The 21,946-nt window shown below is 58.6% G+C and carries 16 protein-coding genes and 1 pseudogene; 7 read left to right on the top strand and 10 right to left on the bottom strand.

Going from position 1 to position 21,946, the window contains the following annotated elements:
* Positions 1-241: 241 nt before the first annotated feature.
* Both ACPVPU_RS01495 and ACPVPU_RS01490 read left to right on the top strand, forming a co-directional pair.
* A complete protein-coding gene (locus ACPVPU_RS01495; RefSeq protein ID WP_448659154.1) occupies positions 242-4,966 on the top strand; it encodes a polymorphic toxin-type HINT domain-containing protein in 4,725 nt (1,574 codons plus the stop codon).
* Positions 4,963-5,451, top strand: coding sequence for a hypothetical protein (locus tag ACPVPU_RS01490; protein ID WP_448659153.1), 489 nt, complete (start codon positions 4,963-4,965; stop codon positions 5,449-5,451). Before ACPVPU_RS01495 ends, ACPVPU_RS01490 begins: the two co-directional genes overlap by 4 nt.
* 17 nt (positions 5,452-5,468) lie before the next feature.
* Here the strand turns inward: ACPVPU_RS01490 and ACPVPU_RS01485 are convergent, their stop codons facing one another.
* From ACPVPU_RS01485 to ACPVPU_RS01440, 10 genes and pseudogenes are all read right to left on the bottom strand, one after another.
* Positions 5,469-5,834 (bottom strand): TrbC/VirB2 family protein, encoded by a 366-nt coding sequence (locus ACPVPU_RS01485; protein ID WP_448659152.1) that lies wholly within the window; start codon positions 5,832-5,834, stop codon positions 5,469-5,471.
* 46 nt (positions 5,835-5,880) lie between these two features.
* On the bottom strand, positions 5,881-6,864 hold the full coding sequence (gene virB11 / locus ACPVPU_RS01480) for a P-type DNA transfer ATPase VirB11 (protein ID WP_448659151.1): 984 nt from the start codon (positions 6,862-6,864) through the stop codon (positions 5,881-5,883).
* Positions 6,861-7,874: a TrbI/VirB10 family protein gene (locus ACPVPU_RS01475; protein WP_448659150.1), complete on the bottom strand. Its 1,014-nt coding sequence runs from the start codon at positions 7,872-7,874 to the stop codon at positions 6,861-6,863. Before ACPVPU_RS01475 ends, virB11 begins: the two co-directional genes overlap by 4 nt.
* 83 nt (positions 7,875-7,957) lie before the next feature.
* The gene (locus ACPVPU_RS01470) at positions 7,958-8,653 is read right to left on the bottom strand and encodes a TrbG/VirB9 family P-type conjugative transfer protein (RefSeq protein WP_448659148.1); all 696 of its coding nucleotides are present in this window, start codon (positions 8,651-8,653) and stop codon (positions 7,958-7,960) included.
* The gene (locus ACPVPU_RS01465) at positions 8,650-9,414 is read right to left on the bottom strand and encodes a virB8 family protein (RefSeq protein ID WP_448659147.1); all 765 of its coding nucleotides are present in this window, start codon (positions 9,412-9,414) and stop codon (positions 8,650-8,652) included. Before ACPVPU_RS01465 ends, ACPVPU_RS01470 begins: the two co-directional genes overlap by 4 nt.
* A complete protein-coding gene (locus ACPVPU_RS01460) occupies positions 9,411-10,586 on the bottom strand; it encodes a type IV secretion system protein (protein ID WP_448659146.1) in 1,176 nt (391 codons plus the stop codon). The genes ACPVPU_RS01465 and ACPVPU_RS01460 overlap by 4 nt, the downstream gene beginning before the upstream one ends.
* Positions 10,587-10,600: 14 nt before the next feature.
* A complete protein-coding gene (locus tag ACPVPU_RS01455) occupies positions 10,601-12,973 on the bottom strand; it encodes a VirB4 family type IV secretion/conjugal transfer ATPase (protein WP_448660573.1) in 2,373 nt (790 codons plus the stop codon).
* Positions 12,952-13,236 (bottom strand): type IV secretion system protein VirB3, encoded by a 285-nt coding sequence (locus tag ACPVPU_RS01450; RefSeq protein WP_448659145.1) that lies wholly within the window; start codon positions 13,234-13,236, stop codon positions 12,952-12,954. Before ACPVPU_RS01450 ends, ACPVPU_RS01455 begins: the two co-directional genes overlap by 22 nt.
* A gap of 4 nt (positions 13,237-13,240) precedes the next feature.
* Complete coding sequence (locus ACPVPU_RS01445) at positions 13,241-13,546, bottom strand: TrbC/VirB2 family protein (RefSeq protein ID WP_448659144.1); 306 nt, start codon at positions 13,544-13,546, stop codon at positions 13,241-13,243.
* Between the two features lie 244 nt (positions 13,547-13,790).
* Positions 13,791-14,929 (bottom strand): annotated as a pseudogene (locus ACPVPU_RS01440) (IS3 family transposase).
* Positions 14,930-15,349: 420 nt separating this feature from the next.
* On the opposite strand from ACPVPU_RS01440, the gene ACPVPU_RS01435 reads away from it, so the two are divergent.
* The 5 genes from ACPVPU_RS01435 to ACPVPU_RS01415 all read left to right on the top strand — a co-directional run bounded on the left by ACPVPU_RS01435 (position 15,350) and on the right by ACPVPU_RS01415 (position 21,909).
* On the top strand, positions 15,350-17,131 hold the full coding sequence (locus ACPVPU_RS01435; RefSeq protein WP_448659143.1) for an ATP-binding protein: 1,782 nt from the start codon (positions 15,350-15,352) through the stop codon (positions 17,129-17,131).
* A 28-nt stretch (positions 17,132-17,159) separates the two neighbouring features.
* The gene (locus ACPVPU_RS01430) at positions 17,160-17,999 is read left to right on the top strand and encodes a hypothetical protein (protein ID WP_448659142.1); all 840 of its coding nucleotides are present in this window, start codon (positions 17,160-17,162) and stop codon (positions 17,997-17,999) included.
* Between the two features lie 106 nt (positions 18,000-18,105).
* Complete coding sequence (locus tag ACPVPU_RS01425) at positions 18,106-18,543, top strand: hypothetical protein (RefSeq protein ID WP_448659141.1); 438 nt, start codon at positions 18,106-18,108, stop codon at positions 18,541-18,543.
* Positions 18,544-18,556: 13 nt separating this feature from the next.
* Entirely contained in the window at positions 18,557-19,804 is a 1,248-nt protein-coding gene (locus ACPVPU_RS01420) for an SIR2 family protein (protein WP_448659140.1), read from the top strand.
* Between the two features lie 656 nt (positions 19,805-20,460).
* Complete coding sequence (locus ACPVPU_RS01415) at positions 20,461-21,909, top strand: hypothetical protein (RefSeq protein ID WP_448659138.1); 1,449 nt, start codon at positions 20,461-20,463, stop codon at positions 21,907-21,909.
* Positions 21,910-21,946 lie beyond the last annotated feature (37 nt).

The raw sequence follows: 21,946 nt of genomic DNA, 5'->3' as shown, positions 1-21,946 counted from the left end.
GGCGGATCAAATGGCTCGCCGGGCAATCCGGGGGCCGTATCAGGTGGTGGCACTGGTGGAACCAATACTGGTCCCACCGGGGGCAATGGCGGCAATTATGGAGCCCCCGGCCTTGGAGGCCAGAACGGCGCTGCGGGCGGAGCCGCGGGCTATGCAGTGCGAAAGAACGGCCAGACGGTCACTGTAATCAACAATGGAACGATCACCGGGCCGCAGGGCTAAGGTTGGAGAGGGATGAACCATGGTTTCACGTGCATTGCTGCGCCTCAGCGCCTCACACCATGTCCTGCGCGCACTGGCGTCAAACTGTCCCAAGCAGGATCGGTCATCTAACCCTTTGAGGCCGACGGTGTTGCGAGCCGCTGCCTATGCAATCGGTTCGGGCGTCGTCATGTTGCCGACGGCGGTGATCGCTCAAACGCAAACGGCGCCTCCCATCTTCCAGACGGTCGACGAGCATGGCGTGGATTTGCGCACCGGCTCGCTGACCCTGGAACTCGGGAGGATTTCCATCGGTCCTGCCGGGCCGGGTGGACTGGACTATGTTTGGCAAATCGGCGGGATCACGCGGGACAATGCCAGCGGCTTCATCGAGGAGCCGACCACCCAGCAGCCCAATCGCTACATGGTCGTAGTGAAGGGTGTTTCGCACGCCTTTTCGCTGAGCGGCTCGCTGGGATCGGGAACCTTCACGTCCGATCAGGGCAATGGCTCGACGCTGGCCTACAACGCCGGCGCACAAATCTTCACTCACACAGGGTCGGACGGTACGATCGCTACCTTCTCTAAGCTGCTGCCCGGAGGCAATCCGAATTCAACAACTGCGCAGCTGCTTTCGATCACCTATCCCGCAGGAGAAGTGGTTACCTATCATTATCGCTATGCTCCGACCACAACAGGGTCGGTCACTACTCATACCTATCTGCTACGATCCGTGGCTACGAATCTCGGCTATCAGATGAGAATCGACTGGCAGCCGACGCCAGAGGACGCAACGAAATACTACAGGGCGAACGTAACTCTGTTCGATATGGCGAACGTGACCTGCGATCCTGCTGCGGCGAGTTGTTCGATGCCCGGCACATGGCCATCGCTTACCTATAACCGCAGCACGAAAACGCTTATCGACTCTGCCGGAAAATCGGTTGCTTTTCAGGGCACCGAAATGCACCCGACGAAGATCGTGATGCCGTCCGGAGTGCAAAAAACCTTTAACTTCTCCGCGTACAACGTATCGGCGCCTGGCCAGATTGCCGTTTCCGCAGTCAATGATGGCAAAGGCACTTGGACCTATCAATATCCTGCGGGCCAATATGGTGTTCCGGTTACCCTGGTCACGCGACCTGGGTCATCCGTGCAACGTGTTTACAATTTCTCGGGGGGTGGAACTTGGGGCGAGCCATTCTATTATCGTGATGAACTCGACAATACGATTCATTATTATTACGACAGCTTTAAGCGACTGACCTATGCTGTGTATGGTCGGCACGGCAGCTCCGATTCGCGGCGCGTCGATTACACCTATGATGGACGTGGCAACCGTACCTCTGAAACGCGGAGTTCGTCCGGTACGACCACACCTGCAATCGGAACCAGCGCGGTATTTCCGGCGACGTGCATAAATCTCAGGACATGCAACAAGCCTTCAGCGACCATCGATGCTCGTGGCAAACAAACCGATTACAGCTACGACCCAACTCATGGTGGGTTGTTGACGATCGCGGCGCCGGCGCTGCAAGCCGGTAGTCCACGGCCGACCACTCGTTTCTCGTACCAATCCATCGCGGCGAACTATCGCAACGGCAGCGGTGCGATCGTCTCGGGTTCGCCCGTATGGCGCCAAACTGTGTCCAGTAGCTGCACGATGACGGCAGCCTGTGAAGGACAAGCGTCACAGGTAAAGACGATGACGGCTTACGGGCCGGACGATGGTCTTTTGCCTGTTACAATCACCACCGGATCGGGCGACAACACGCTGCTGGCAACCACCGCATTTAGCTATTATCCGACTGGTGACGTCAAGACCATCGACGGCCCCTTGCCCGGCACGGCGGACACGACGCGGCGCTACTATGATGCGAACCGTCGACCAACCGGTGAAATCGGGCCGGACCCGGACGGCGCAGGAGCTTTGCCACGCTTAGCGACGCGTATCGCCTATGACAGTGATGGACGCGTGGTATCGAGCGAGACGGGATCCGCGACGGCTCAGGACGACGCGGCAATGAACGGCTTTGTCTCTGTTGAGCAGAGCTATACCGACTATGATGCCCAGGGCCGCCCCGCCCGCGTGCGCGCGGCAGCTGGTGCTGGTACGATTTCGTTGATGCAACTGAGCTACACCAACAGCGGTCTGCCGGAATGCATGGCCGTGCGAATGAATCCGGCCGCATTCTCCTCATTGCCGGCATCGGCCTGTGATCTAGGCACCCAAGGTTCAAATGGACCCGATCGCATCACCAAGCTGACCTACAACGCGATCGATGCCGTGCTGACGAAAACTTCGGGATTTGGGACTTCGTCGTCGATCACTGAGCACACAGCGTATACCATGTTCGGTGAGGTCGAACATGTGCGCGACGGCAACAATAATCGTACGAGCTACACCTATGATGGCCAAGGTCGCCTGAAGGGTACTTATTACCCGGTGGCTACGTTGGGTGCCAACTTAAGCTCCACGACCGACTATGAAGAGAATATCTATCTCGCAAACGGTGACCTCACGAGCTTCCGCAAGCGCGACGGGCGTAGCCTAGGCTACACATATGACGACCTTGGACGCCTTGTGCAGTTGACTATACCGGATGATTCAGCGCTTCCGGCAACGGCTACGCGTGACAAGTTCTTCGGGTATGATCTTCTCAATCGCCAGACCCATGTCCGTTTCGACTCGCACAATGGTGAAGGCATAATCAATGGCTACGATGCACTAGGCCGCCTGATCTCTGAGTCGCAGGTGATGGACGGCGTTACCCGCAATCTCGGTTATCACTATGACCTGGCCGGCACTCGCACGCGCATCGACTATCCGGATGGCACATATTTTACCTATGAGTATGATGTGCTCGGGAGGATCGGCCTGATCCGCGAGAATGGCGGCCCTCCGCTTAAAGCCTATAGCTACAATGCGGTTGGACGCTGGTCCGGCGACGTCGCCTTGGGTAACTGGGGCGCGGTCAGCACTTCCGCAGGCTATGATGCGTCCGGTCGATTGCAGTCCCTGGGCCATGACATGGCTGGCAGCGCAGGCGATGTTATCGCCAGCTTCGGCTATAACGCGGCGGACGAGATGGTCAGCCGTTCGCGGAACAATGCGAGCTATGCATGGTCAGCGGCGAGCGGCACGCTCAACTATGCCCGCAATGGACTGAACCAGTATACCGCCGTCAACGGCAATCCTTACAGCCATGACCTAAACGGCAACCTCACCTCGGACGGTGTGACCAGCTATGGGTATGACGTCGAGAACCGATTGATCAGCGTGACCGGCGGCGGTCGCAATACGACGCTTCGTTACGACGTGCTGGGCCGCCTCTATGAAGTGGCCGCAAACACGGGAACGACGCGTTTTCTTTACGACGGCGGCGACCTGATCGGTGAATACAACACCGGCGGCGCGCATCTGGCGCGCTATGTCCATGGCGCTTCCGTTGACGAGCCTATCGCCTGGTATCCTATTGGCACTGCGTGGCCTTCGGCATTGCGCGGCTATGTCGTGGACGAGCGGGGCTCGATCATTGCCGTCGCCGACGCGGACGGTAATCGGATCTTGACAAACAGCTATGACGAATTCGGAACGCCCGGGACGAACAATGGCGGCCGATTTCAATACACCGGTCAAGTGTGGCTGCCCGAGGCGGGCCTCTATTACTACAAGGCGCGCATGTACTCGCCAATGCTGGGTCGGTTCATGCAGGCCGATCCAATCGGCTATGGCGATGGGCTGAACGCCTACGCTTATGTGGGCAACGATCCCATGAATCTGGTCGATCCCACGGGTCTATGTGGAGAAAGGGAAAGGCGCGATGCCAACGGAAGGTTAGCACCAACGCCAAGCGGCCCATGTCCTGATGACATAGTTGTCACCGGGCGACGAATGACGGAGGAGATGGTGCAGCGATGGAAAGGAGTTTTCCAGAACGATACTGTTCAGAGCATTGTAAGGACCGGTGTAACCTTTCTTCCAGGATATGAGGTATATTCCTGCGTTAGATATGGATGCAGTCCCGGTGAAGCAATTGTAGCTGGAGTAAGCCTATTTCCTGCCGGAAAGGCGATTACAAGCGGCTTCAAAGTTGCCAAACTTCTTCGGCTTGCTGGTAAGGGCTGCAAATGCTTTGAGGCCGGTACGATGGTCTCAACACCGGGTGGGCTAGTGGCAATCGAGAGCATCAAAGTTGGCGATCTTGTTTTGTCGAAAAATGAGCATACCGGCGAAATGGGATGGAAGGCAGTGACTGCACTGATACGCCCGGACCCGAAACCGCTTTATGCAGTTTCGATGGTAAATCCGGATGGTGCGCCGGTCGTGTTTCACGCAACGGATGACCATCCGTGGAAGGTCGAAGGCCGTGGCTGGATCGAGACCCGTGACCTGCACACAGGCGATCGGATTGACACAGCTGATGGACATGATGTGGTTCTGAAGATGGTATCGGCCACGGATCGCGTGGAACGAACCTACAATCTTGAGGTGGCTGATTGGCATACATATTTCGTTGGCAATGATAAAGTATGGGTTCATAATGAATGCTTAAAGCTTCTTCGACAATTGGCTATTCAAGAGGCTCGCGGCAATCCAAATGCTATACGTATTATGCAGGGTAGAATAAATGACCCAAGATACCCAGAGCATCTTTTTGGCAAGTTTGCTTACAGGCACGTGGGTCGCGATGGCACGGCTATTGAAGTACATTTTTGGCGTAATCTCAAGACTGGTGCAGAATTTGGATTCAAAACAAAATGACTAATGTTCCAGATAATATATTAGATATTTACGCAATGTTTCGATTGTGTTTTGCGTCGATTCAGGATGTGAGAAAGTTTGCATTGTCCGCATTATGTGAACCAATAGATGATAATTTACTACAAGTTGCGATCTGTAAAGAGGGTGACGATGACTGCTTGGAAAAAGCAGTCATTAATCTATTCGAAAAAAAAGGTTTAAATAGATTAAGGAGCGAAGATATATTAAGTATCTTTGCATCCTATATTGCAAGTAAAATTATTAGTCTAGAAATTAGCCCTAGGCTAGGAGCTGATATGATAGCCAGCGCAACTGGGCGTGCTGAAGTAATGGATTTTCACGAATTGGATGTGTTTCGATATGCATCTAGTGAGATGCAAGATCGACCCGATGATGAAGTCTTTTTCAATCAGGCTATTTTAGAAGAGGCTAGATTTTTGGTATCAAACCGACAACTATTACATGATAAATTTTCGCATTTATAAAACAGGCTTTATTGTTATCAATTTTGCAAAGGCATGGAGGCACCAGCATGCGGATCATAGGTTGGTCGTTGCTTTTGAATAATCATGACATGAGGCTCGATATACTGAGAAGGTTTTGCTGCTGATAGGGAGGGACGATTGGAACCACCCAGCAGGGCACCGGCGATCGTCGAGGCGCCGAACACGATAAAGCATCCCAGCAACGTCCACCCTGCGCGGCGCAAATCGATGCGCCCGCTGAGCAGCGCCAACCCCAAAGCGGCGACCGCAATGATCGCGACAACCGTTGCAACGGAGCCCAACATCGCGACTTCAACCCATTGGGCCGCAGCCAGGATTGATTGCGTGCCTCCCGACGGTGTCATGGGATCACCGAAGCTCATGCTGTGCCGCCGCTCGCCCTCTCGGCCGTAAAACGTAAGTGTGCCATCATCTGACCCGCACTTCTTCAACCCGCCTCGCGCCTTCGTGCCGCCCCAGCTGCACAAACACGTCGATGGTCGACCGCACATAATGGACAATGTCGTCGCGGCTGAGTCGCGTACCCGCCTGCAGCACCAGCAGCGCGATCTGCTCGATCGCTCGTTCGCTGCTATCGGCATGGACCGTGGTCATTGATCCCGGATGACCAGTGTTGACCGCGCGCAGAAACGCGAATGCCTCGTCGCCTCGCAGCTCGCCAAGAATGATCCTGTCGGGGCGCATCCTGAGGCTTGCCGCCACCAGGTCATTGGCGGTAACCTTCGCCTCGCCGAGGTCGCTGCGGGCTGCCAGCAGCCCGACCGCATTGGCGTGGCGGATCTGGAGCTCGGGCGTGTCCTCAATGAACAATACCCGCTCATGCTGCGGCACCTCGCGGAGCAGCGCGTTCAGAAAGGTAGTTTTGCCGGTCGAAGTGCCACCTGAAATGAGGACATTTTTACGCTCCAGCACGGCGGCTTTCAGCAAGCCCCCAATGTCACCCTCGCGAAGCAATTCATGGAGCTTGGCGTTGGCCGCGTTCTGCCTCGCGCCACCGACTAGACCGGCAAAAGCGCCGTTGGCGCTATAGTCGTCAAGCGAGAGCTCCTGCACCACATGCTTGCGAATGGCGATGGCGATGTCGCCCCGGGTGGCCGGAGGCACTGCGATCTGCACGCGCTCGCCGCCCGGCAGGATCGCGGACAGGAGCGGATGTTCGCGGCTGATCCCCTGATGCGACAGCGCGGCCACCTGCCGGGCCAGTCGCTGCAGAACAGTCGCGCTCAACCCGGGCGCTTGATGCTGCTCAATCGTGCCCCCCAGGCTTTCAGCCCAGAGTTCGCCCGGTCGGTTGATGTAGATGTCGGTGACATCGTCCCGGTCAAGGATCGGGAGGAGAGGCGCGAGACTAGCGTTGAGATATACCGGATCGAGCGCATGCGCCGTGCTCACCGGTCCTGCTCCACGCCAGTAAAATCAAGGTCACGAACGACGAACACGCTGATGCTGGTGCCGGGTCGCACCGTGAGGGTTGGCGTGACTTGGGAGGGCTGAACGGTCTGCACTGCACCGCTGAATGATCCCGGCAGCGCGATAACGGTGGGCGAGTCCACGGCCCGCGCGGCAAGGTTCGACCCGATGTTGAGCATGGACTGCAGGATCGCGCCCCCGAACCGCTCTAAGAAATGCGTGTCGACGCGTGCGCGCACGCCGGTACGCCCGAGCGTATCGGCAACCGGAGAGGCAATCGCGATCGTTGCCCCGTCGGGCCGGATCAGGCGGGACCAGATCACCAATGCACGATTTTGGCCAGGCGCAGTGGTGGTTTCATATTCGCCGATCAGCCGGCTTCCCTTGGGCACCAGCACGCGGGATCCATCAAAGCTATAGACATCGCGCGAGACAATGGCGCGCGCGAACCCGGGCCGGGTTGAGTCGAGCGCTGATTCAAGCACAGCTGGGATCAGGCTGCCCTGGACAATGGTTGTCGCGCGATTGGCGAACGCGCCAGCTCTTGCCCGGCTGGTATCCGGGCGCTGCGATGCTGGGGATACGCCTGCTGCTGCCCCACCCTCAGCCTCTCCACCATTGTTGGCAGAGGGTTGGTTTGCGCGGCGGCCGCCTTGGTCGATCACGAGGATCGGCGAGCCTGAATTGCGCTGAGGCTGAGGTTGAGCGGCAACGGGCTCTGGCAATACAGGCTGAGGGTAGGGCTGATAGGGCTGTGCTGGCTGGATTACTGGAGAAGGCTGAGCGGACGCTGGCGAAGGCGTCGGCATGGCCGGCCGAACAGGCGCCACCTTCGGCGCTGGAAGCTCGACGACCGGCGCGGGTGGCACATAAAGGGTGGGCGGCGGCTCGAACGTTGCCGCTGATGCTGCCCGGACGGCAGGCGCTTCGGGCGAACGGCGCTGGCTTTCCAGCACGGCGAACAGCGCAAGCCCGCCGAGGCTAATGCCCACCAGCCCAACCCATAGAGGGACAGGCTGACGATCACGGCCAACGCTTGGCCGCACGTCACGTAGCTCAGGGGGCAGGTCGTCACTCACGGCTTTTTGCCCTCGGGAAGCCGGTCAGCGCGTGCCTTGCGACGGTCGATCCTGAACACGAGCCTGGTGGCAACGGCATCGATCACGAACACACCGTCGCGCATCATGCCATTGACCAGGCGTTCGCGATTGCCCTCGACCGCATAGACCGCCGGGAGCGACGCATCGGCTGGCCATTCGATAAAGGTTTTGACCCCGTCATCGCTGATTCCTTGGGGCCAGAGCGCCTTGTCTCCGCGAAGATGATAGCGGCGCTCGGCATTGCTGGCTGAGGCAGCGTCCGCCGTGCCCGGGCCGGCCACAGGCTTTGGATAAGTAAACCGCACCGTGTAGGCGGTGGTCGGCAGCAGCCCTGGATACGATACCAGATCGAAGTAGTAGCTTCGGGTATCGGTAATCACGGTCATATTGGTGACCACGCCTGACTGGCTGGGCTTCAGGAACAGGTGATTGCCGCGCTCGCTGGTCACGACCTGCCAGGCAGAGCTATCGCCAAGTGCTACGCTCTCGATCTTCTCGTCCGGCGCAAACTCAATGCCGAGCTGATAGCCGACGGCTGCATCCAGCTGCACGATCTGTTGCGGCCGGTATACGACGGTCTGGAACCGCGCATTGCCGCCATATTGCTGAGCGGTCGCAGTGCTTGCCAGCAGGCAGCTGGCAGCCAGGGCTTGGAGAAGGGCAACTTTCACTGTGCCGGGGCCCGATTAGGAGTTGCCGGTGTAGATGATGCCGGGGGTACCGTGCTGCCGCTTTCCACAGGGCCTTGTGGTGGGGGCAGAACCTCTGGACTGCGCTGATACTGGGTAACCTGGAAGCCGAGCGGATTGAGAAAGCGATCCTCGGCACGCATCGGCTCGCCCGAGAATCGGTAGCGCATCACCGCGACATAGCTGCCAAGCGAAATTGGAGCACCGCCGACATCGATCCTCCGCCGATCAAAGCGGACCATCGCTGTTTCGGGACCCATCGGCGTTACGCTTTTGACGATGGTCTCGACGATTGTTGATCGGGGAAACAGCTGAAGCGGACTGTCCGGATTGGAAGCCTGCATGCCAGCGATGTACCGCGAGCGCGCCGTATCGGCTGACCACAAGGCCACTTTCCGGAAGGTTGGCTGCAGCTCGTTAATGTCAAAGCTCTCGCGAGCGACGACATATTGTACCAGAAACGATTGGGTGAGCGCTGTGTCACCATCAATCCGTGCAGGATCGAGTGGGTTGACCGCCTGCACATAGCCGGTCTGGCGGTCGACCATTAATGTGTAAGGCTCAACGGTCTTGAGCGGCATCATCAGCATGATTGCCAGCGCTTCGAACAAGGCGATCACGGCGAAGATTGCAGCGACGATCCATGCGACCCGCCGCGATCGACGAAGCGCCGCTTGGCGATCCTGTGACCAGCTTGCGGCTTCGCGGTAATAGGCGGTGCGGTCGGAAGACGGCTCGGTCATCCACGCTGCTCCCGCTTGAGCGCGCCTGCAGAGACGCGGGTCATCGTGCGGCGCCGAAACGTTTGGCCAAGCGGTTGCGCTATCGGATCAATGGCCGGCCGGTCGGGTGGCCCTGCCTCCATACGGCCACCGACCAGTGCTCCGACTGACGCGCTCGCACCTTCGCGGCGCTGGCTGCTGGCGATGGCATCGGCAAGGATGAGTGCGCGAGATCGCTCTTCGTTGTCAGAATGCTGAGCTGAGCCCAATGGGCGCTCGGTACCTATACTCAGCTCGGCGCCGGGACCTTGGGATATGCGCCGAGGCCAAATTCGAGGCAGCGTGAAGTTCATGGCGAGGCGGATTGCCGCCCCAATCACCGCGATTAGCGCCAAACAGAATATGAACGTCACCGAAAACAGCTCGGCCGGTGCATTGGGCAGCGCAATCCGCGACGAACGCGCGGCCAGTAGATCGATTAGCCAGGGTTCGAGCAAGGCCAGTTCGATGCCGAGCATCAGCGTGACGCCAAATGTGCCCAGCACCGCGCCTAGGAGAACGCGAACCCAACCTTCGAACAGGCCGCGCGTCGTCTCGAACAACAGGAACAGCGCAAATAGCGGAGCCAGCGCCAGGGCCAGACCGGTGATCAGGCGAACAGCGGCGAATGCACCGATCACGCCCAGCAGGAACAGGATACGCGCACTTCCCAGCGCAAAAGCATCAAAGCCACCAAAGGGGCCAAGTGCCTGGGGGGGCTCGCCGATCGGCGGCGCGCCTGCACCGAATAGCGTCATGGCGCCAAGCGCATCATCGACTGCCACGAGCCGGGCGGTCATGCCGCCGCCAGCGCCAGGTAAGCCAGCCGCACCGCCAATGCTTTGAAACAGCTCGGCCGGTCCGAGCACTGCGGTGTCATAGACCAGCACCTGATAGGCAGGCCAGCTGGTCGCAAGCACCAGCACGATACCCACCTTCACCACCGCCAGCACCGCGTCGCGGATGGTTGGCACAAAGCCAAGCAGCATCTGGTAGCCAATGACCGCGATCACCAGTGTCAGTGCGATCGACAATAGCGATGCGACAGGAGAACCCGGCGCAGCGAGGGCCGCATAGCCCTCGGCACCGATGCTCCGCGCTTCGCAATCGACAAAGCGAAGCATGGTTTCCAGAAAGTCGTTGCGCGCAGTCAAGGTCGGGCAAGCCATTATGCGCGCTCCAGCAATTGAGGCATCCAGGCCGAAGGGTCGTCGCCGACGCTTGAGCGAAGCTCGTCCAGAATGCGAACCGTGCGCTCGCGCCCCGACAAAATGGTCAGCAGATCTTTTTCTCCGGAAAGGTTGAGGCGCGCCACCACGCTGTGCGAACCATGCTTGATGAGGAAACAGTGCGCGCTGTCGGGCAAGGTTCGGACGAGATCGAACTCATGCGCCGAGAGGCCGAACCCGCCCATATAATCCTCTGCTCGAGCCTTGGGATTGGCCATGAAGATCTGCGTCGCTGCCTGTTCGATGATCGCACTTGCGATCCGGCTCTCCAGTGCATCCTGAGCGCTCTGTGTGGCAAAACCGACAATGCCATTGCGCTTACGGATCGTTTTTTCCCAATCCTTAATCCGGCGGACAAAGATGTCATCGTCCAGCGCCTTCCAGCCTTCATCTACCACAATGATCGCCGGACTGCCGTCCAGCCGCTCCTCCACGCGGTGGAACAGCACCATCATTGCCGGACTTCTAAGCAAAGGATTGTCGAGGATCTGGGTCATGTCGAACCCGACCGTATCTGCCGAAAGGTCAGTAAGGTCGCGCTCATTGTCGAACAGCCAAGCGCGTTCGCCTTCTCCCCACCATGGCCTGAGGCGAGACCACAGATCGGCGGCATGCGGGCGATGCCCCCCTCGGAACAAGGCTGCGAGATGGCGAAGCCGTCGATGCGCCAGCGGCTGCTCGAAATTGGCGTCCACCGCATCCTTGATCTGGGCCAGCTCTGCCACATCAGCGCCGCCGGCAAGCAGCGCGAGCCATTCGATCAGGAATTCACGATTGGCTGGTGTATCCTCGAACTGGAGTGGATTGAGACCGGAAGGCTCACCCGGGCGAAGGACATCATAGCGGCCACCGATCGCCCGGATGAACAGCTCAGCGCCGCGATCCTTGTCGAAGAAGATGATGCGCGGGCCAAATTTCCGCGCTTGGGCGAGCAGGAAGTTGAGCACGACCGTCTTGCCCGAACCCGAAGGGCCGATCACTGTGAAGTTGCCGAGATCGCCCTGATGGAAATTGAAGAAGTAGGGGCCCGCTGCGGTCGTCTCGAGCAGCGTCACCGCCTGGCCCCAATGGTTGCCATCAGCCGAGCCGAGCGGGAAATTATGGCCGCTGGCAAGCCCAGAAAAATTGCCGGTAGACACCAGCCCTTTACGGGCGATGTAACGAAAATTGCCTGGAAACTGGGCCCAATAGGCAGGCTCGAGGGCAATCTCCTCCCGGACGCCAATAATGCCGAGATCGGCAAGCGACGCCAGCACCTCGGCGACGCCGTCGTCGACAAGTGCAGGGCTTTCCCCTCGAATTGCGACCGTCAGATGATGTTCGCCAAAGGCAGCCCGGCCGGCGGCCACATCATCCTTCGCTCGCGCGAGTTCGCCGCGCAGGCTGACCGCCTCGTCCTCGGCCGACTTCATTCGCCGCAATGCTAGGTTTATGCGCGACAGAGACGCCTGTCGCTCGACAAAGGCAAAGCTCTGGCTAATGGTAATCTCGAAGGGCAGCCGCATCAGCTCGTCAAACATGCCTGCCGCTGTCTGGGCGGGATAATCCTTGATTGAGACGATGCCGACAAACGCCGGGGGTACGCCACCCATCGGTCCCAGCTCGACCAGATCCTGCCCGAAGCTCACGCGTCGCATGGGCAGATAATGGCCAAGGTCCTCGAGCGGGAGCGCTATCGGGCGCATCTCGCCATTGAGGAGATTAGAGAGGAACTCGAGCGGCTCTGAGCAGAAGCCGCTAGGTGTCTCATAAACACTAAGCAGACGCGGATCATAACTACCGAGTGCGGCCATCAAGGCTTCCCGGGCATTGGCCAGTTGGCGAAGCTCATAGGCTTCCGCAACCGCTGTTTTGCCAGCGGGCGAGCCGAGCCAGCCTCGGACCCGGTCAAGCACACCTAATCTTCCTTGGAGCGGGCGCCGCACCAGCGTAAGATAGAGGTCATTTACATAGAGCTGGCGCCCGGCAAGGCGCTGATGCCAGCGATCATTCAGCTCAGCAGAGAAACTATCTGGAAAACTGCCTACGACAACCGGCTCGATCCGGCGCCGAACCACGTGATGATAAACCGCGAAGTTGGAGGAGCCGATCGACTGCAGCATCCCGTTGCGCAGTTGCTTGCGGTAGTTGAGATCTTCCGTATCTGCCGTTTCGAAATGTAGGCCACGCAAATGCAGAAACTGCATGATCAGCCCGTCGCGTGTTTCGATCGTATGATCGTCGATGTGCCGCGCATAAGGCAGATGGTGGCCCACCGGCTTTTCTTTCGCGATCACCTTCGGATCGCGGTTCAGGGCCGGTAGGAGTTGCATCGCCACAGCGCGTGATTGGCAACGCGCGGACAACGCGCGGTACGGGTCAGCCAAAGGTCAAAAAAGCGCGGTTCGCGCAAGCACAGCAGCACACCGACCGCATGGATGATCAGCGCTAGCGCAATCACCGAGAAAGAGCGGAAGATCAGGAACAGCTCCGCCGCAACGATCGAGTTGGCCACGAAATAGCTGTATGTGACGCCAGCGAACATTTGCGGGCGCGTCAAAGCCACGAACACAATATCGCGATCGAGCGAGGGCACTGCCTCAGCCGCCAACCGCAGCGGTAGACTGGATGCCCGCGACAATGCTCGCTGCGCCAAAAAGAATGAAGCAGCCCAGGATCACGGTGAGCCCATAACGCCAGTTGATCCGGCCGGTCAGCATCATGAAGCCGACGACCGCTATAGCGATCACGGCAGCCACTGTTGCCACTGTCCCAAGCAGCGTGCCTCGAAGCCATTGAACGGCAGATACTAAAACGCCTGATCCAGCGGGATCGGTAAGGTCCTGCGCAACCGCGATGTCGGAGAGTGCCGTACAAGCCAGATACGCGACAACCCAAAAACGCAAGCGCACTATTCATCCCCCACCCAATGACTTCGTTGTTATACTGATGGGCAAATGCAGTTAGAGCAATGGTTTTGTGAAAAAAACAGGCATTGGTCTTGACGTGATGGGGTGGACGACCCCTGCACCAGCATAGGTGTGCAATGATGTGGTCGTTGAGCCATGTGGACGCTTCGAGAAACCCTCGCATTTGAGGGGCTGATTTGACTCAATGGCCGCCGTATCGATGTGGGTAGCCCGTAGTTTTCTAGACGCCTTCCGCCTTCAAAATCTGCTGCCGTTCGAACTCGGCGGGCGACAGCATCCCGTTCCTGACCTGTTTGCGCACGGGGTTGTAGAGCATCTCGACGTAATCGAACACGTCCTGCCGGGCTTTCTCGCGTGTTGTGTAGGTCCGGCGCCGGATGCGTTCGCGCTTGAGCTGCAAGAAGAAGCTCTCGGCGTCGGCATTGTCATGGCAGTTGCCGCGTCGGCTCATCGAGTGCTCAAGATTGTGAGCCCGGATGAAGGCAGCCCAGTCCATGCTGGTGAACTGCGAGCCCTGATCCGAATGGATCAGCACTCGCTGCTTCGGCTTGCGCCGCCATACCGCCATGTGCAGCGCCTGCAGCACCATATCGGTAGTCTGCCGGCTTTGCATCGACCAACCCACCACCCGGCGGGAATAGAGGTCGATCACGACAGCCAGATAGGCAAAGCCCTCCAGGGTGCGGACGTAGGTAATGTCTGTCACCCAGGCTCGGTCTGGCGTAGCCACGTCGAACTGGCGATCCAGCGTGTTGTTGATCGCGAGGGACGGCTTGCCACCGCAGCTGCCAGGCCGGCGCTTGTACCCGATCTGCGCCTTGATACCTGCAAGTCTGGTCAACCGCGCAACGCGGTTCGGGCAGCAGGTCTCGCCATGATCTAGCAGATCATCAGGCAGCTTGCGGTAGCCATAGACCTGGCCGCTGTCGTTCCAGGCTTTGCGGATAAGATCGGTCTGCCGAGCATCTTCCCGAGCCTGCGGCTCAGCGGGCTCTTCTGCCAGGCATAGAAACCACTGGGCTGCACGGCGAGGCAGCGGCACAGTGCCCGCCCGCCAAAACGATCGCAATGCTCAGCAATGAACGCGTATCTCACTTTGCATCTCGAGCGATACGCGATGGCTTTTTTTGGGATGTCACGCTCCTCGTTCACCCGGGCCAGCTCGCGCGTCAGCTGACGGATCTCGGCATCCTTGCCGGCATCGCCGGACACCTGTCACGCCAACTGCCGCTTTTAGGCCTACAGCGAATGCTGGCCGACGCCGAGCCGCTGCGAGACCTCGGCCACAGGATATCCGCGTTCGATGACCTGGGCCACCGCATCACGCTTGAACGCATCACTGAAATTGGGCTTCCCCATCGTCGCCTCCTGTCCTCAAAAATTAGGATCGAAGGCGTCCAGAAATCTAGAAGCTACCCAGATGTGAGGGATGGCTTTGAGGGAAACACGCGGAAGGTCTGACCGCTGAGTTCGAAGGAGTGGCCCACATTCGAACGCCAATAGTAAATGTATGGAATTCCAATCGGTTCGTACCTCGCCTGTCGCCGCATACCCTGCCGTTCTCAAGACAATCATCGCCGCTTCCGAGTCATTGTCGGCTATCAGCGATCGATCCTCGCTGACCAAGTACGGATGGTCCGTTTTTAGCGGCTTACGGCAATTTGGTTAGAAGCTTCAACTTCGGTAAATCGCCAGTCCATTTTGGCAACGTAATTCATTGACGACTTTACCAGTTCCGTCCACCCTCAGTGCTTGGCTCATCGCCGGGGAGGGGGCTTGGTGGACGCTACGCTTACAGACCAGCTCTCATCTCTGCTTCTGGCGCCGCGCGGTCCCGCTTCGACTGGCGGAGGCGCAGAGGAAGCCTTTCGGGAGACGCTCGAGCTTATAGCGGCGCTCCTGATCCAAAATACCGCGGTTCAAAGGGTTCGCATCTATTGTACCGGTTTCGCCCCAGGCAAGTTCACCGCGGTCGTTGACGCGAAAGTTGGGCGAGACAATCTTTACGGCGACGTAACCGATACGATCGCCACGGATGACCTTTCGAACGAATGGATACAGCGGCTCCGCAAATGCAGGGCTGACTTCAGCCCGCCGGCGGCGGCCAATACCCTGTTTGATCAAGACCTTGCGAACAATCGGATCATCTACTGGCTGTTCAGCAAAGGCGAATATTACGGCTTCATAGAGCTGACCTCCGACGATTTGATCCCGCAGCGCGACGTTGCGTTCCTGCGAGCGAATCTGCCAATGATTGGGACGCTGCTCGCCGACGAAAACTTCTCATTTCGCTTGAAATTCCTGATCGAAGCGATTCCCCAGGCGAAGGATCTGGATATCGGCATCGACGCGTTCATTGAACAGATCGCCTCGCAGACCGCGAGAGGCTTTGGAGCGGACGCAGCCACACTGCGAGCCTCTGAAGACGGCATGCTGCACCTAAGATCACAAAGCGGTGCGATCAATGCCATGCTCTTGGAACCCCGACTCGTCGGCGAAGGGGTAAGCGGAAAAATCTTTCAGGTGCAGGGTCCTGCTTGGGCCGCGCTGCACATGCAGACCCCCGAGTTCGACGCGGGATCGATCAAGCTTACCGATACGGAGCGGCAGGAACTGATAGACGCGGGGATCGTGGCAGCGATGTCCTGCAAGATTTTCGCAGATCCTGCGCAGGTAGATGGGTTCGGAACCGTCACATATCTTTTCAATCGGCCCCACATCTTTTCACGTCGCGACATCAACCTCTTCATCTCCTATTGCGCGCGCCTATCCGACTCGCTCCAGACAATCAACGCACTAAGCGAAGCAGCGGAAAGAGCATCGATCCTTGAGGTTCAGGCCCGGCGCATGACCTATGTGGAAATCGCGCACCTCCTCGCCCATGACCTCTGGCACAAGGCCTATGCCACCCAGTTCGACGCGGATGAGCACAACAATGCCCTCCTCAACGCGCTCAAGACGGACCGCCTAAGGGGCCCCGAGGCGTCGATCGAAGCGATCAAGAAGTCAGCGTCAGCAACGCAAGGCACCGCCGCGACGCTTTTCCGTACGGCCAGCAATCTGCGCGCGCTAGCCAGTCCCGGCGGTGGAGATCTCTACAAGATCGATCGTTTCTTCGTGGAGGAGGCGCTGAGCACCGTTGAGGAAACCTTGCGACCGGCGCTGTCGAGGAACAAGATCACGGTTACGTCTCGGGGGCCGACGGGTCGAACGATTCAGGGCCCCAAGTTGATCTTCGAGCAGGTCATCTTCAACCTCTTCATTAACTCTATCGATGCGGCGCGTGGAAGATCTAAGACCCGTCCCATGAAGATCGACATCACTTGGCACGTGCAGGGAACGCGCCTTGTGATCCGCTACAGCGACGATGGTCCAGGGATCGACCCGATCACTTTTCCGAATTTCAAAGACATTTTTCAGATTGGAAAGACCAGCAAGAATGACGGCACAGGGACGGGGCTACCGATTGCCCGCCAGCTCATCGGAAGCCATTTCGGCGGCGGGTTAGGGATCGAGACCAGACAGCCCGCCTTGTTTACCATAGAATTGCCGTTACGGTGAGTTCAGGTCTGCGCGGGGGGGAGCGTTGATGGGAAGGATGGTTTCTCCAACCGTTCTCGTCGTTGATGACGAAGATAGGTTCGGCGTTGGGTTTAAGCGTGCCTTGCTTGATCGGGGCAGGATCGGCTCCGTCGTTGTTAATAATATGGCGGACGCCGCCGGTTACCTGTTGAACTCCTCATTTCACTTTGACGCTCTGCTAGCCGATTTATACTTCGAGAAGGGCGATGACCCGAGCCGCGACCTTTACGATGGTCTCGATCTGATTGAATTTTCGGTCGCGACCCGACCAGAGATGGATGTCTACGCGGTTTCTGCCCACGCAGACTCCTACAATTTCAAGCGGAAGGTCATTGAGCGCAAAATCCCTGTTAAACATCTGTTCGATAAGCGCGATTTCGCCATCGCGGGAGACGGCAGCGAGGCAGCGGTCGACGAGCCATGGAATGTCGTGAGGCTGGACGTCTACAAGCGTCGCCTAGCGCGAGATCCAAACCTGATCGCCGAACTCGATGCTCATTTCGGGACCGGTCCAGAGGCGTCCTCTTTGCTCGGACGGGTCCTGGCGAACGTCAGCCCGCCGATCGTGACCTATATCGAAACCCTACCAGCCCCGCTCGTCGCGAAGGTTCCGATCGAGGTGATCTGCACCTTGACGAGCGATGGCACCGTGTGCGCTTCCGCGCCTCATCTAGGTCTCCTCGTCGACGGCTATGGGGATCTGGCGAGCGAGGCAGTGGAGCAGCTCCGGGCGGTCATCGCTGCTCACGCGACGGAACTGCTCGGCGATGGCGAGTTCACCGGCTATGCTGCCGCACTCAAATCCCATTTGCGGCATCACATCGAATTCAGCCCCGATGCCGACTAGTCGGGAGGTGCATCAGTTCCTGTCGGGGAAGATGAACTTTACCAGGACCGAAGGGAGCCATTCTAAATATGCGCTCCCGCGAAAGCTCAGTCGATCGCTTCCGATCATGCTCCCGTTTCATCTTCAGCATGGTCGCGGCGACGTCGCAAACCATATTTTGAAGCAAATCGAGCATACCTTTGGAGTGAGCTCGAGCGAGCTCGTAGACGCGATTGCCTGCAACTATTCCGACATGGTACTCTATATGTCGCTTCTTGCCACCGCGCTGATCCGGTTGGTCGACGGCTGCACGAAGGACCCGGTCGTCTATGAGGATCTGTTGGCCGCATTTTGCGACGGAACTCCAGGGTATATCGCTGCGGTTCGCGCCGACTGTCGCTCAAAGAAGCTGCGTTCCCAGGAAGTAGCGATGATCAAACGTTTGGTCGCGATTCTTGCGGAGCGGCAGGCAGCCAACCGTGTTGAGCCAGAACGCGTACGAAAAAAGGCCAGGGCCGCGATCATTGCGCTGATCGATGCCAAAACGACGCTTCTCGATGCTTGATCGGATCTGACCCGTGAGCACCTCGCTCCCCGACAACCTGCTTACCGACCTCGCGGCAGGTCGTGTGGTGGCATATTTGGGAGCGGGTTTCACGGCAGTATGCGGGCTTCCAGGTTGGGGCAGGTTACTCGAGCGCCTCATCAGCGATATTGATCGAGCGACCAGCTTCAAGGGTGCAAACAGCAAAGCGCGTGGGGCGACGCTCAAGCTTGCTGCACAGAAGGCGCTCGACGCGAAGCAGTTCTCTTATTGCGCTTCACTGGTGCAAAGCACGCTCCAAGAGGCAACCATCCGAGAAGTGCTGAATCAGACGTTCGGCCTCCAGCAGTATCACGAATGCGCGGAACCGGATCGGATAAGGATGAAGCGGCGTGCCCTCAGCCTTTTCCGCACGCCGTTCGTGGGCATCATAACGACGAACTATGATCAGGTTGTCGAGGAGTTGATGGTGCCCTTATCTCCTCGCCGCTTTACACGGGTGGTGGGGCTGGATGCTAGCCTTGGCACGGTCTTGTTCAAGGCGTCTGAGCGCGAACCATTTTTCTTTAAAATGCATGGTACGCTCGAGACGGGGCCGGTCGTCCTGTCGACGGAAAGTTATGACCGTATTTACCTCGCTGATCCGGTCATCCGCAATTTCCTGTCCGCAACGATGCTGCGTTATGCCCTTCTGTTCATCGGGTGTTCGCTGGAGGACCAGATCGTGGCGTTGCGTCGGCAATTGCTGCTTGATTTCAAAGGCATCATCCCACCAGCTTATGCGATATTGCCGCTTAGCCCTGAGAATGAAGCTCGTTCCGAGTGGCTGGAGAACTATGCGCAGATCAACGTGATCCTCTACGACAACAAGAAAGGGGCTCATCAAGAACTCGACAAAATACTTGAGGATTTATCCGAAGCCGCGAGCAATCGCGCTCAGATCCGAAACGGGAGAGCGATCACGCGCTCTGTCCGTGGCTATCTCGGCGAGGCAATTCCCGAGCGCATGTTGTCGATTGGTACACGTAATCGCGCCATCTTGACGTTCATCGCATCAAGACCCGGGAGAAAGATCGAGCAATCTACGGTGGTGCAATTGCTCGTCGCATCGGAAACACTTTTTGAGGATAGTCTGCTTGAGCTAAACGCCGAAGAATTCGTGTATCGTGTTATGTTTCTGCATCAGATTGGCTTGGTGGACGAGATCGAAGAGACGCCTGGTCGGGTCGTTTATGCTGTGCCGGATGAGGTCAGTCGGCAACTTGCCAAAACAGCCAGTTGATCCAACGCAACTAAATTGCCTTTGAGAAAGACCGGCCCTGCGCGCGAGCTTGACGGAGGACCAATCGCCCCCTCCAAATCCTAGCTTCCCAGACAATTACCGCGCTCAGTAAACGACTTCTTGGCTGCCTCAACGAAGCGTTTTTAAACACAATCGTGCCAATACCAGCCGTCCTAGGCTCATTATTCGACGCTTGCATTGCCTGCCAATTCGGTTGCCATGCCCTCCGTCGCTTTCCGAGTATAAGCATCCGATCAAGGAAGACATTTTCCGAACGTGCCGTAAGCATGCCTCGGATGATACCTCGATGCCTTCATCAGCGCGCCTGAAGGGGGATGCTGTGGGTCGGTAAGCACGAATTCCACGTCCCTGAGCACTGACAGGCATTTTGCTTCAAAGAGTTAGCCGAGTTACCTGCATCTATGTTCAAGCCCGGCTGCGTTCGTCAGAGCCGGTGATGCGGTAGGTTTTGATAGTTTCTCCAGAACGGACCTGGTTTTCCTAGGTATCGCTTGCAGCCATGAGCCAGTGTGACAGACTATTTCAGGTCGTAATTTGCCATCTTCTTTGATTCGCGAGACGTACGCGGGGGACGGCGGCTTTCACGTGCCAGATTGAACGCGCTAGCTGGGGACGGCGAGCTGGGGAACGGGGGAATGATGCGGAGCTTCTCGGCGGCGCTGAGCCTACTTCTTATAGGATTTCCAGCGCACGCGCGCGACCCGGTAACGATTGACTATGTCGTGCCGGGGGTGACCGTAACGGCGGGGGTCGCGCAGCGCATCACCAAATGCCCGGCGAGCGCCGACACTCAGGCCGGCCTTGCCACCGGGTCCGAGGGGTTGCGCGTCGAGTTTGCCTACAAAGTCGCGATCGCGGGCAAGCAAGCGCCGCGGCGGCTCATCCGATTGAACGCGGAGACGGGGTTCCTTGTCGATCGCGAGACCAAGGTTCAGTTCAATGAAGACTGGTACCTCAAGACCTTTAACGGCAAGACCACCGGCCAAGGTGGCCCGCTTCTCGTCTCGCTGGTCAAGGCAGGTGCTTCGGTTATGGCGATGTCCGCCAATCCGATCCTTGGCGTCGGCGCTGCCGCGGGAGCCGTTCGGCCGGCCGTAGCGGAAGGCCTCGACCGGCCGGTCGCTCGGCCGCGCTATTTCGCGACGCGCTGGTATCTCGAGTGCCAGCCGATAGTGGCCGATCAGCTCAAGAAGCTGGAGGAGCGCCGCGAGGATGTAGCGGCGCTTGAGGCCCGGGTCATTGGCGGCGATGCCTCACCCACAACCCAAGATCTGCTCACAGCGCGGCGAAACGAGGTCGGCACGCTCGAAGCGGCGCTGACGATCAACGCCACCTTGAAGGGCGGGCTAGTGCCAGCGCTTGCCGCTGATGCGAGTGTCGCCAAACTGACCGGCCAGATCCCGGCCCCCGACATCAGCCGCTGGTTCCGCGTGACGGAGGTCCGCAAGGAGGTTCGCGAGGCGCGCTACGAGATCACAGAGCGCGAGCCGAGCATCGCCGCGCTGCTCCAGAAACAGGATCCGCGCATTCCGGGGCTATATGGCTATCAGGTGCGAATCGCGCCGGACGCGAAGCTCGCCGCCTGGTTCGGCTGTGATCCCAAGGCGTCCGCGGCGCAGGCCTGCGCTGCCGAGGTGGTCCGGGCCGATCCGCTACCCACCCGAGATCTCGTGTTCGTGCGTCCGATCCCGGCCAGTGTGAAGCTGTGGCCCAATCCAGCACCGTGCGCTGCTGCAACCGTGTGCGAGCCCGACGAGACTTGGATCGCCGCCGCTGATGCGTCGGGCAGCGGGAGCGTCAAGCTTCCCCAGTTGTCGCGTCTCTTCACGATGCGGACCGGCGGCAGCATCTTTGGCGGACGCACGGTAGCCGCCGAGTTCGGCGCATCGGGCGAAGTGACGATGCTCCAGTATAATATCGGTAGCGGCGGCAAGGACGTGGCGAGCGTGATCGACGCAGGGGTAAGCGGCGCACAGACGGTCCGCGATGCGGAGGGCGCAGCAACCAAACGCAAGCTCGATGAGCTGAAGAATGCGCGCGATCTACAGGACTTGCTTGACGAACTTGACGAAGAGGCAAGCTGAGCCCGCAACGCGCATATGGGCTGCGGCTGTCATCGAG

Source organism: Sphingomonas paludis (assembly GCF_053502515.1).
Note: the sequence above shows the minus strand (reverse complement) of the source record. Positions and strands in the feature narration are given on the sequence as shown.

Coding starts and splice junctions, on each gene's coding strand:
- ACPVPU_RS01495 (WP_448659154.1), top strand. CDS start 242: ATGGTTTCACGTGCATTGCTGCGCCTCAGCGCCTCACACCATGTCCTG.
- ACPVPU_RS01490 (WP_448659153.1), top strand. CDS start 4,963: ATGACTAATGTTCCAGATAATATATTAGATATTTACGCAATGTTTCGA.
- ACPVPU_RS01485 (WP_448659152.1), bottom strand. CDS start 5,834: ATGAGCTTCGGTGATCCCATGACACCGTCGGGAGGCACGCAATCAATC.
- ACPVPU_RS01465 (WP_448659147.1), bottom strand. CDS start 9,414: ATGACCGAGCCGTCTTCCGACCGCACCGCCTATTACCGCGAAGCCGCA.
- ACPVPU_RS01455 (WP_448660573.1), bottom strand. CDS start 12,973: ATGCAACTCCTACCGGCCCTGAACCGCGATCCGAAGGTGATCGCGAAA.
- ACPVPU_RS01430 (WP_448659142.1), top strand. CDS start 17,160: ATGGGAAGGATGGTTTCTCCAACCGTTCTCGTCGTTGATGACGAAGAT.
- ACPVPU_RS01425 (WP_448659141.1), top strand. CDS start 18,106: ATGCTCCCGTTTCATCTTCAGCATGGTCGCGGCGACGTCGCAAACCAT.
- ACPVPU_RS01415 (WP_448659138.1), top strand. CDS start 20,461: ATGATGCGGAGCTTCTCGGCGGCGCTGAGCCTACTTCTTATAGGATTT.